Source organism: Nitrospirota bacterium (genome assembly GCA_035516965.1).
Lineage (GTDB): Bacteria > Nitrospirota > UBA9217 > UBA9217 > UBA9217 > MHEA01.
Window position 1 is genome coordinate 1 of sequence record DATIZR010000029.1, and the last position, 10884, is coordinate 10884.

The 10884-nt window shown below is 62.1% G+C and carries 11 protein-coding genes; 1 reads left to right on the forward strand and 10 read right to left on the reverse strand.

Features of this window, described 5'->3' with window-relative positions:
* From VL197_03615 to VL197_03660, 10 genes are all read right to left on the reverse strand, one after another.
* Window positions 1-734 (reverse strand): fumarylacetoacetate hydrolase family protein (locus VL197_03615; GenBank protein ID HUJ17059.1); only part of this gene is annotated, 734 nt, incomplete at its 3' end.
* A 15-nt stretch (window positions 735-749) separates the two neighbouring features.
* Complete coding sequence (locus VL197_03620) at window positions 750-1532, reverse strand: DsbC family protein (protein HUJ17060.1); 783 nt, start codon at window positions 1530-1532, stop codon at window positions 750-752.
* Between the two features lie 30 nt (window positions 1533-1562).
* Window positions 1563-2366 (reverse strand): 4-hydroxy-tetrahydrodipicolinate reductase, encoded by an 804-nt coding sequence (gene dapB, locus VL197_03625; GenBank protein ID HUJ17061.1) that lies wholly within the window; start codon window positions 2364-2366, stop codon window positions 1563-1565.
* A gap of 95 nt (window positions 2367-2461) precedes the next feature.
* Window positions 2462-3334, reverse strand: coding sequence for a 4-hydroxy-tetrahydrodipicolinate synthase (dapA, locus tag VL197_03630; GenBank protein HUJ17062.1), 873 nt, complete (start codon window positions 3332-3334; stop codon window positions 2462-2464).
* A gap of 107 nt (window positions 3335-3441) precedes the next feature.
* Window positions 3442-4254, reverse strand: coding sequence for a diaminopimelate epimerase (gene dapF, locus VL197_03635; protein ID HUJ17063.1), 813 nt, complete (start codon window positions 4252-4254; stop codon window positions 3442-3444).
* 106 nt (window positions 4255-4360) lie between these two features.
* Complete coding sequence (gene lysA, locus VL197_03640) at window positions 4361-5620, reverse strand: diaminopimelate decarboxylase (protein ID HUJ17064.1); 1260 nt, start codon at window positions 5618-5620, stop codon at window positions 4361-4363.
* Between the two features lie 58 nt (window positions 5621-5678).
* A complete protein-coding gene (locus VL197_03645; protein HUJ17065.1) occupies window positions 5679-6749 on the reverse strand; it encodes a hypothetical protein in 1071 nt (356 codons plus the stop codon).
* The gene (gene argH, locus VL197_03650) at window positions 6746-8173 is read right to left on the reverse strand and encodes an argininosuccinate lyase (GenBank protein ID HUJ17066.1); all 1428 of its coding nucleotides are present in this window, start codon (window positions 8171-8173) and stop codon (window positions 6746-6748) included. The genes VL197_03645 and argH overlap by 4 nt, the downstream gene beginning before the upstream one ends.
* Before the next feature lie 78 nt (window positions 8174-8251).
* On the reverse strand, window positions 8252-9460 hold the full coding sequence (locus tag VL197_03655) for an argininosuccinate synthase (protein ID HUJ17067.1): 1209 nt from the start codon (window positions 9458-9460) through the stop codon (window positions 8252-8254).
* Between the two features lie 112 nt (window positions 9461-9572).
* Window positions 9573-10061 carry a peptidylprolyl isomerase gene (locus VL197_03660; protein ID HUJ17068.1) on the reverse strand — a complete coding sequence of 163 codons (489 nt, stop codon included), beginning with the start codon at window positions 10059-10061 and terminating at the stop codon, window positions 9573-9575.
* Window positions 10062-10419: 358 nt separating this feature from the next.
* Here VL197_03660 and VL197_03665 point away from each other — a divergent pair, with 358 nt between their 5' ends.
* Window positions 10420-10812, forward strand: a complete 393-nt coding sequence (locus VL197_03665) for a PilZ domain-containing protein (GenBank protein HUJ17069.1) — start codon at window positions 10420-10422, stop codon at window positions 10810-10812.
* The last annotated feature ends 72 nt before the right edge of the window (window positions 10813-10884 follow it).

Here is a 10884-nt window from a genome sequence, read left to right on the forward strand (position 1 = left end):
AGCGATCCGATCCCCTCGATCCGCACCTCGATCTCGTCGCCCGGCTTCATGGGCCCGATGCCCGAGGGCGTTCCCGTGATGATGAGGTCCCCGGGAAGCAGCGTCATCACCTTCGATATGAAGCTGACCAGAAAGGGAACCTTGAAAATGAACTGCGATGTGCGGGAGCGCTGCTTCCGCTCATTGTTCAGATAGGCCTCGACCTGGAGGTCGCCGGGGTCGACGTCGGTCTCGATCCAGGGGCCGATTGGACAGAATGTGTCGAAGGATTTTGCGCGCGTCCACTGCCCGTCCTTTTTCTGGAGGTCCCGGGCCGTCACATCGTTTGCGCACGTGTACCCGAGGATGTGGCTGCCTGCCTCGCCGGGGCTGATGTTCCGGACATGGTCCCTGATCACAACGCCGAGCTCCGCCTCATAGTCGACGCGGCCGCTCATTGCGGGGTATAAGATGGGCTCGCCGGGACCGATGACGGTCGTGGCCGGCTTCAGGAAGAGGATCGGATCGTCCGGAACAGGGAAGCCGAGTTCTTCCGCGTGGTCCCGGTAGTTCAGCCCCACGGCGACCACCTTGGACGGCAGGCACGGCGGGAGAAGTACGACCCGGGAGAGGGAATGGCGGGCCTGGAGCATCTTGAAGGGGGAGAAAAAATTTCCCTCCAGCTCCGCGATCTCGTCACCGTTCACGATGCCGCAGACCGGCCTGCCTTCCGCGAGGAACCTCACCAGTCTCATGGGAAGCCCTGCCGGCTACTTGCCGTCGATCCAAGCCTCGAGCGGCTCTGCAGCAAGGAATCCGGGGTTCACCGTGCCGTCCTCGCGGACCATGGTCGGGGTGCCGCGGAACTCGAGGGAATCGGCAAGGGCGATGTTCTTCTCCATCTGCACCTTCGCCGTCGAGCAGGCGGGTGCGGGCACGGGCTTGCCGGACAGGGCGTCATCGAGCAGGGAGAGCGAGCGCTCGCACAAAATGGCCTCGACCTTCCGCGGAGCCTCGGGGTGCATCGGCAGCGGCCGGAGAAAGATATAGAAGGCGATGTCCTTCCGCTTTTCCAGCACCTTCTTGATCTCTTCGTGCAGTTTCCGGCAGTAGGGGCAGTCGGGGTCCGTGAAAACGGCCACCTTCTTCTTCGCGGTCTTCGGCCCCATGACAAGGGCGTCCTTCAAGGGCAGCTTCGAGAAGTCGATCTTGCGGCGGGGCGCCTCCTTACCGATGCTGTCCACGGGAATGATCTGCTGCACGACGATCAGGTTCTTTTTCGAATAGTCCAGAAAAATCGGGCCGCGCTTGCCTTCTCCAGCATCGACGTCAACCTGCCAGAGCCCCTTGACAATCGCCTGCTTGACATCGACCACGCTGAGCGCCGGGTTCAGCTTCTTGACGATCGCCTCGGCATCCTTCTTCTCCAGCTTGTGGCATTCCTTGCAGTCGCCGTTGCAGCCGGGATGATCCGATGAGAAGGCGCCCAGGGTGGCGGGCAACAGGCTCACCAGTCCCCCCAGGATCAAAACGATAAGGATGGTTCTCTTCATGTTCATCTGCTCCTCGCGGTAGTGCACCGCTTACTTTAGTCCCAGCACGTCCATCATGTCGTACAGGCCGGGCTTTTTCCCCACGACCCATTTCGCCGCCCGGACGGCCCCTGCCGCGAAGGTATCGCGGCTGTGCGCCCGGTGGGTGATCTCGATCCGCTCCCCCTTGCCCGCGAACAGCACCGTGTGCTCGCCGACGATGTCCCCCCCGCGGAGCGTCTGGATGCCGATCTCCTTTTTCGTCCGTTCGCCGATCATGCCCTTGCGCGCGTAGACGCCGACCTCGTCGAGGTTCCGGTTCACGGCCTGGGCGATGACCTGGGCCATTTTCATGGCCGTCCCCGACGGGGCGTCCTTCTTCATGCGGTGGTGGGCCTCGACGATCTCCATGTCGTAATCGTCGCCGATGGTCTTCGCGATCTCAGCAAGCACCTTGAAGCAGAGGTTCACGCCGATGCTCATGTTGGGCGACAGCACGCAGGGGACCTTCTGCACGTAGGCATGCACCTCGGCAAGGTGCTCCTTCGTGAACCCCGTGGACCCGATGACGGCCGCCCTGCCCTGCTCTGCGCAGGTCTTGAGGTGCAGGAGGCTCGCCTCTGGCGACGTGAAATCGATCAGCACGTCGCCCGCCCTGAGCGCTGCCGCGAGATCGTCGGTGATCTTCACCCCGGTAGCGGGTATGCCGGCCGGCCCTCCCGCGTCCTGGCCGATGAGGGGCTGGCCCTTTCTCTCGAGCGCGCCCCCGAGCATGATGCCCTCCGACGTGGAGAGCACGTTCACGATCCGGGAACCCATCCTGCCGGCAACGCCGGTCACGACCGCCTTGATCATAGCGACTCCTTGTCAGCCGTGGATCAGGGATAAACGCGGACACCCTGTAAGCCCGGCACGCCTATTCCAATCCGCGGCAAGAATGGTTTCAGCCCTTACAGCAGCCCGTAGTCCTTGAGCGCCTTCTTGAGCTTTTCCTTGTTGGCGTCCGCCATGGCGCAGAGCGGCAGGCGGAATTCCTCGCTGATCCTGCCCATGAGCGCCAGCGATGTCTTGACCGGGATCGGGTTGGTCTCGATGAACATCATGCCGTGCAGCGGCTCCATCTTGTAGTGGAGCCTGAGCGCCTCCTCGTACTTCCCGGCGAAAAAGGCATCGAACATGCCGGCGGCATCGGCCGGTGCGATATTTGCCGTCACCGAGATGGCGCCCACGCCGCCCAGATGGAGCAGCGGGAGCGTCGTGAAATCGTCGCCGGAAATTACATCGAAGTCCCTGCCGCAGAGCCGGAGCAGTTCACTCACCTGCTTCAGGTCGCCGGTGGCTTCCTTGATGCCGACGATGTTCCTGATCGCCCTGAGCCGGGCCACGGTCGGGGGAAGCATGTTGACGCTCGTCCTGCCCGGCACGTTGTAGAGGACGATGGGGATGTCGACGGATTCCGAAACCCTCTTGAAGTGCTGGTACAGGCCTTCCTGCGTCGGCTTGTTATAGTAGGGCGTGATAAGCAGCACGCCGTCGGCGCCGGCCCTCTTTGCGTAGTTCGTCAGATCGATGGTCTCGGAGGTCGAGTTCGAGCCGGCGCCGGCGATGACGGGCACCCGCTTGTTGACGGTCTTCACCGTGATCTCCACCACGCGGTGGTGCTCCTCGTGGGAGAGTGTCGCCGACTCGCCCGTGGTGCCGCAGGGCACGATCACGTCGGTGCCGCTCTTGATATGAAACTCGATGAGATCACCCAGCGCCTTTTCATCGACCTTCCCGCTCCTGAAGGGCGTGACGATCGCAACCATGGAACCTTTGAACATGACAGCCTCCTTATGAGTATGCACCAACAGACAACGCGGATGAACTGGGGTTCAGGGAAGAACTGCGCACTCTCCCTGCTCATCCCTCTTACGCCCGAGGTCATTCATCAGAGATACACACTTCCCTCGCAGATGACCTTCGCATCGCCTTCCAGGTGGAGAGCGGTAAACCGGTCGCCCGACCGTTCATAGGAGACGGTCAGTTTCTCGTCGCTTTTCGTGGTCACTTCCACCGGGGAGGCGACCAGCCCGAGCGTGCCGGCGATGAGCGCGCCAGCCACGGCACCGGTGCCGCAGGCCAGCGTTTCCCCTTCCACGCCCCGCTCATAGGTCCTGATCCTGAGCCGGTGGCGCCCCTGGACCTGAATGAAGTTGACATTGGTACCGTCCGGCTTGAACAGATCGTGCCGCCTCGTCTTCCTGCCGATGGTCTCCACGTCTTCGGCATCGAGCCGGTCGGAAAGGTAGACCAGATGGGGGACGCCGGTGTTGATGAAATGCCCTGTGCGGGCGCCCGTCGCGAGGGGAACTGCGATGTTCAGGCGGAGCGCCGTCGCTCCGGTCAGCTGCACTTTGACAGCGTTCTTCCCGACCTCGGCGCGGACGAGCCCTGCCTTCGTCTCGAAGGACAGCGTCCTCTTCGCGATCTTTCTCAGGTAGGCAAACCGCGCGGCGCAGCGCGAGCCGTTCCCGCACATCTCCGCTTCACTTCCGTCCGCATTGAAGAAGCGCCACTTGAAGTCGGCCTTTTTCGACGGCTCGATGGCGATGAAGCCATCGGCCCCGACCGAGTAGTGGCGGTCGCAGACGGTCATGGCGACCTGCCGGAGGTTCCTGCCCGTGAGCACCCCCCGCCGGTTGTCGACCAGAATGAAGTCGTTGCCGCTCCCCTGCATCTTGTAAAATGGGATCTTTTTCATGATAAACCCGGCATGAACCGCGGACAATCACCGCGGCGAATCAAAGACGAATGCTGTGCATGCGCGGCCTTCGTATCAATCCGTGTCCGATAAGCCTCTCTGCAGTCTATTCCAGCCAGCGCGGGATCTTCTCGCCCCTGATGAGATCGTTGTAGGTCTCCCGTTCGCGCACGATGAAGTATTCACTCCCGCGCACCATCACCTCTGCGACCCGCGGCCGCGAATTGTAGTTCGACGACATGGAAAAACCGTAGGCGCCCGCACCCATCACGGCGAGCAGCGCTCCCTGCTTCATTTCGGGGACCTCGCGGTCCTTGGCAAGGAAATCCCCCGATTCGCAGATCGGCCCCACCACGTCGACAACGGCCCTGCCGGCGGTCACCTCTTCGACGACGGGCTTGATCTCATGGTACGCCTCGTACAGGCTCGGCCGGATCAGATCGTTCATGCCGGCGTCGACGATCAGGAACTGCTTCTCCCCGCTGTCCTTATGATACAGCGCGCTCGTCACCAGGATGCCGGCGTTGCCGACGATCGCGCGGCCCGGCTCGAGGACCAGGGTGCAGCCCGAGTTCTTGACGAGCGGCTTGATTGCTTTGGCGAGCTCCGCCGGCAGGGGCGGCGTCTCGTCCTTGTAGGTGATGCCGAGGCCGCCGCCGATGTTGATGTACCTGATGGCCACACCGGCCGCTTTGAGCTCTTTCACAAACCCGAGCAGTTTCTCGAGCGCGTCCACAAAGGGCTGAACCTCGGTGATCTGGGAGCCGATGTGCTGGTGGACGCCGACCACTTCCACGTTCGCAAGGGCCTTTGCGGTCTGGTAGCTCTCCAGGGCCTGCTCGATGGGAATGCCGAACTTGTTCTCCTTCAACCCCGTCGAAATATAGGCATGCGTCTTCGGGTCGATGTTCGGGTTGACCCTCAGCGCGATCCGGGCAGTGGAATGCATCTCCTGCGCCGCGCGGTCGAGGGCCAGCAGCTCCTCCGCCGATTCGACGTTGAACATGAGGATGCCGACCTTGAGCGCGTACTCGATCTCGTCCCGCCGCTTGCCCACGCCGGCATAGACGATCTTGCGGGGATCAATGCCTGCCCGGAGCGCACGGAAGAGTTCGCCACCCGAAACGATGTCTGCACCGGCCCCTTCTTTCCCGAGCAGCCGGAGCACAGCGCTGTTCGAGTTGGCCTTGAGCGCGAAGCAGACGAGATGGGGCACGTCCTTGAACGCGCCGGTGAAAGACCGGACATGGCTTGCCAGCGTGTTGCTGCTGTAAAGGTAGAAGGGCGTTCCTACGCGCTGGGCTACGTTCCTGACCGGTACCCCTTCACAGTACAGCTCGCCGTTCTTGTAATGAAAATCATGCATGGACTGTCCTGTTCATTTCGATCCGCCATCCGGTCGGTGCGATGCCGGCATCCCGGACCTAGCGAAGCCTCTCGGCGGTCGCCTGTTGCCCCTTCGAATACGCGCTTTCGTTCCCCGCCTTGTCCACGGCGGTGACGACATAGGAATAGGGAATGCCGGGCTTTACGGTCTCGTCCGAGAAGGTCGTCCGGTCGATCGGCTTGTTCGTGAGCCGCTCGTAGCCTGCGCCGCTCCCGTGCGACCGGTACACATGATAGCCGGCGAGGTCGCGCTCCCGGTTCTCGTTCCAGGTCAGGAAGATCCTGCCGACCCCCGGCACGACGGTCAATCCCGTCGGGCGGTCCGGCGGGGTCAGGTCCCGCGCCGCGGCTGAAGCTTCGGGAGAATCGAGGCTCTCCTTCCAGGGCTGTGCCGGGCTGTCAACAGCCCGGACCATGTAATAATACACCCTGTCGTTCACAACGGACGTATCCTGATAGCTTGCGTTCCTGAGCGGCTCCTTGTTCAGGGGCGCCTCCCCCTCCCGGCCTGCAGCCGTTCCCCGGTACAGGTTGTATCCGACAAAGCCGTCATAGGAGCTCCCGTCGGAGCGCGTGGTCACCGGGGCCCAGGTCACCATGATCCGGCTGTCCCCTTCCGCCGCAGTCAGGCGCCCGGGCGCCGCGAGCGAGAGCAGCGGCGTCAGCCTGACCTCATCGGAAGGCAGGCTCGGTCCCCCTCGCGCGGTCACCACCCGGATCCGGTACCCGTAGGTCTGACCGTACTTGAGGTGGGCGTCGCTCCAGGAGACCCTCCCGTTCAGCACTTCAGCGGGTGCCGGGTGTGCGAGGTCGATCACGGCGATCTGCCGGGAGCGCGCTGCTTTTCCTTCCCTGCCCGGTTCCGACCGGAAGATGCGGAAGCCCAGGACCTCGGCCGGGTTCAAATCTTTCCCTTCGACGTTCTTCGCGGGGATGGCCCAGGAAAGGAAGACCACGCCGTCGCGGGCCACTGCCCGGATGTCCCTGACCGGTTCGGACCGGGGACTGGCAGGCACCAGCGGGTCCGTCTTCCTGCCGCAGGACGCGAACAGCATCAGCATGCACGCCAGAGCAACGGGCGCCGGGAGCCACCACGGCCGGGTCATCATCGTTTCTGCATCAGCGTCTGGAGGCGCTTCCTGAGATTGACGGGAGCCGTGCCGCCGTAGGAGCTCCTCCGGCTCACCGAGCGCTCCACCGACAACGCCCGGTACACGTCATCCCCGATCAGGTCGGAAAGCCGCTGATATTCCTCGATCGGCATGGTATTGAGGCCGCACCCCAGTTCCAGGGCGCGCAGGACGGCCCTGCCCACGATCTCGTGGGCCTCCCGGAAGGGCATGCCCTTCTTGACGAGATAATCGGCAAGGTCGGTCGCGGTGATGAAGCCGTCCTCCGCCGCTCTCCGCATCGCTTCCCGGTTGATAGTGACGCTTTTCAGCATGTCCGTGAAGACGGCGAGCGTGAGCGAGACCGTGTCAGCGGCGTCGAAGAGGGGCTCCTTGTCCTCCTGCATGTCGCGGTTGTACGCGAGAGGAAGGCCCTTCATGATGGTAAGGAGCGTCATGAGGCCGCCGTAGACGCGGCCGGTCTTGCCCCGGGTGAGCTCCGCGACGTCGGGGTTCTTCTTCTGGGGCATGATCGACGACCCCGTGGCAAAAGCATCGGAGATCGTGATGAACCCGAATTCCGAGCTTGACCAGATCACGAACTCCTCGGCCAGGCGCGAGAGGTGCATCATGATCTGGGAGCAGGCCGCCGCAAACTCGATGGCAAAGTCACGGTCCGAAACCGCATCGATGCTGTTCTCGCAGACGCCGCTGAATCCCAGCTGCCTGGCGACGAACTTCCGGTCGATGGGGAGCACGGTCCCGGCGAGGGCGCCGGCGCCGAGGGGCATGACGTTCACCCTGCGGAAGCAGTCCTCGAGCCGCCCACGGTCGCGCTCGAACATCTCGTAATAGGCGAGCAGGTGGTGGCCGAGCAGCACCGGCTGGGCGCGCTGCAGATGCGTGTACCCCGGAAGGATCACGTCCTGGTGCGCGTGAGCAAGCCCGACGAGCGTCTTCTGGAGCGCCGCGAGCAGGTCGTGAATGTCGGCGATCTCGTCGCGCAGGTACATCCGGATGTCGAGTGCGACCTGATCGTTCCTGCTCCGTGCCGTATGAAGCTTCCCGCCCACAGGACCGAGCTTCTCGATCAGCCTGCTTTCGATGTTCATGTGGATGTCTTCCAGCTCCGCGCTGAACGTGAACGCCCCCGATGCGATCTCCCGCAGGATATCTTCAAGCCCGCGCAGGATCCGGTCCGACTCCTTCGTGGTGATGATCTTCTGCCGCGCGAGCATGCTCGCGTGCACCATGCTGCCGGCGATGTCATAGGGATAGAGCCGCCAGTCGTAGGGGATCGATGCCGTGAACTCCTCCACGAGCTGGTTCGTTGCCTCCTTGAATCGGCCGGACCAGGGCTTGGACTTCGCCGCGGACTTCTTCGCCGTCTTTTTTTTCCTGGGTATCGCGGTCTTCTTGTTCATAGGTTTACCATCGCCTTGCTCCGGGAAGAAAAAACGGCGGGCCGGGTCCCGTGAAGGGCACCGTTCTCCCTGTACGCTTTACGGCCTCCTGCCGGCCTTGCTCCCGATCCTGAGCCTCAGCGCATTCAATCGGATGAACCCCTCGGCGTCCTTCTGGTCATAGACGCGGTCCGCCTCGAAGGTCGCGAGTTCGGGGTTATAGAGCGAGACCGGTGATTTCCTGCCGACGGTGTCGCAGTTTCCCTTGTACAGTTTGACCCGCGCGGTGCCGGTCACGTTCTTCTGCGACTCGTCAACCGCGGCCTGGAGCATGGCCCGCTCGGGCGCGAACCAGTATCCATAATAGACCAGCTCGGCGTAGCGAGGAATGAGGCTGTCCCGGAGGTGCATGGCCTCGCGGTCCATGGTGATGGACTCCACGGCCCGGTGCGCCGCGTGCAGCAGCGTGCCGCCCGGCGTCTCGTACACGCCGCGGGACTTCATGCCCACATACCGGTTCTCGACGAGGTCGACGCGGCCCACGCCGTGGGCCCCGGCGATCCGGTTCGACTCGGCGAGCAGCGCCGCGGGAGACAGTTTTTTGCCGTTGATCGCGACCGGGTTGCCCGCCTCGTAGTCGACCTCGACATACTCGGCCCTGTCCGGGGCCTTCTCGACGGGCACGGCGAGGGTGTACATGTCATTGGTCGATTCTTTCCACGGGTCCTCGAGGACGCCGCCCTCGTAGCTGATATGGAGCAGGTTCCGGTCCGTGGAATAGGGCTTGGCCCTGGTGGCCGTCACCGGGATCCCGTGCTTCTCCGCGTAGGCGATCAGCTCCTCGCGGCCCTTCATGGTCCACTCCCGCCAGGGCGCGACGATCTTGATGTCGGGTTTGAGGGCGAAGTAGGTCAGCTCGAAGCGGACCTGGTCGTTGCCTTTGCCCGTCGCCCCGTGGCAGACCGCGTCGGCGTTTTCCCGGACCGCGATCTCGATCTGGCGCTTTGCGATGAGCGGACGGGCAATGGACGTGCCAAGCAGATAACGGCCCTCGTATACCGCGTTCGTTCTGAGCAGGGGGAACACGAAATCACGCACGAACTCCTCGCGGAGGTCGTCGATGGAGATCTTGCTCGCGCCGGTCCTGATGGCTTTCTCCCGGAGCAGTTCGAGCTCTTCACCCTGGCCGATGTCGGCCGTGAAGGCGATCACCTCGCAGCCATAGGTCTCTTTCAGCCAGGTGATGATGACCGAGGTGTCAAGGCCGCCGGAGTATGCCACCACGATCTTTTTAATATCTTTCTTCAATGAAAGAACCCCGCCCTGTCTCGCGCAAAGACGCAACACTCGCGAAGAGAAGCAAAACCTTGAGATCCGCGCCTTTCTTTGCGACTTGGCGGCTTTGCGAGAGAACGCCTTGCTATTTCCCTTCCACGATCTTCACTTTCATCTCGACGCGGTCGTTCGGCTTGTCGTTTTGGTCCCGCGGCTGGGCCACGATCTTGTCTACGGCCTCCATGCCGCTCTCGACCTCTCCGAACACCGTATACTGACGGTCGAGGAAGGGGGAGTCCTTCACGCAAATAAAGAACTGGGAACCGGCGCTATCAGGGCTCGCGGCCCTCGCCATCGAAAGCGTTCCCCGCTTATGCGGTTTTGCATTGAACTCGGCCTTGATGGTATAGCCGGGCCCGCCGGTCCCGACGCCCCGCGCGTTCGGGTCCTTGGAGATCGGGTCCCCGCCCTGGATCATAAAGCCCGGGATCACGCGGTGAAAGGTCGTGTTGTCATAGAATCCCTTTTTTGCAAGGTCGATGAAATTCTTGACATGGCCCGGAGCCACGTCGGGGAAGAACTTCAGGGTGATGTTTCCGAATTTCGTTTCGAGGACCGCTTTCGTGGTGGACATTTTTTTGATCTCCTGTGGGGTGAATTTTTTTTTCGCCTGCTCGGCATGCACCGGGGATCCGGTGAAAAGCGTGGCAACGGCAAGCAGGACAAGAATCCTTTTCATGAATAAGACCTCCTGAATTCCGGGTTGAGTGGCCGCGATGATGCGTCAAAGAGGATAAGATATACATTTTTACCAGAATCACCTGATGATGTCAAACAAAACATGGGTTTGCACTTCAAATAACGTAAACGAACGCGGCTTTTGATGCCCCGGGACAATAAAACGGCTGCTTCTGCACAGCTCAGGGTCATTCGCATTGACGCTCCTGCGATTCTGTTGCTATACTGTGACCAAGCAGGCCGATGAGGTATGCATGCCAGAGGATTCAATCGACAGAAGAGGCTTTATCCGGATACCCTTTAAGACCGGCGTAGAGATCGACGCAGGGGCTTTTACGATCCGGCTGGACGCAGAGGTCAACGTCAGCATGGGTGGGCTCCGGGTGCCCTTTGCAGGAGCAGTTCCGCAGGCGGGCACCGCTTGCCGTGTATCCATCGTCCTGCAGGCCTCGGGGAAACGGGTTACCATCGAAGCATCAGGCAAGATCGTCCGGATCGGACCGGGCAGCCTCGCCATAGAGTTCACCGAGCTTGACCCGGAAAGCTACCAGCATCTGAAGCAGCTGATCCTGTATAACGCCGGGGACGCTGAAAAGGCCGAGCAAGAATTCATTGCCCACTGGGGCATCAAGCCACGCTCGTTGTGACGGGGCGGCACGTCCATGGACAATCTTCTTCCCTCGTGCCGCTATTTCTGATACTATGACCCAATTCGTCAG

Excerpts from the sequence above, each read along its gene's own strand:
- VL197_03620 (HUJ17060.1), bottom strand. The coding sequence starts at position 1,532 with ATGAAGAGAACCATCCTTATCGTTTTGATCCTGGGGGGACTGGTGAGC.
- dapB (HUJ17061.1), bottom strand. The coding sequence starts at position 2,366 with ATGATCAAGGCGGTCGTGACCGGCGTTGCCGGCAGGATGGGTTCCCGG.
- dapA (HUJ17062.1), bottom strand. The coding sequence starts at position 3,334 with ATGTTCAAAGGTTCCATGGTTGCGATCGTCACGCCCTTCAGGAGCGGG.
- dapF (HUJ17063.1), bottom strand. The coding sequence starts at position 4,254 with ATGAAAAAGATCCCATTTTACAAGATGCAGGGGAGCGGCAACGACTTC.
- lysA (HUJ17064.1), bottom strand. The coding sequence starts at position 5,620 with ATGCATGATTTTCATTACAAGAACGGCGAGCTGTACTGTGAAGGGGTA.
- VL197_03645 (HUJ17065.1), bottom strand. The coding sequence starts at position 6,749 with ATGATGACCCGGCCGTGGTGGCTCCCGGCGCCCGTTGCTCTGGCGTGC.
- argH (HUJ17066.1), bottom strand. The coding sequence starts at position 8,173 with ATGAACAAGAAGACCGCGATACCCAGGAAAAAAAAGACGGCGAAGAAG.
- VL197_03660 (HUJ17068.1), bottom strand. The coding sequence starts at position 10,061 with ATGTCCACCACGAAAGCGGTCCTCGAAACGAAATTCGGAAACATCACC.
- VL197_03665 (HUJ17069.1), top strand. The coding sequence starts at position 10,420 with ATGCCAGAGGATTCAATCGACAGAAGAGGCTTTATCCGGATACCCTTT.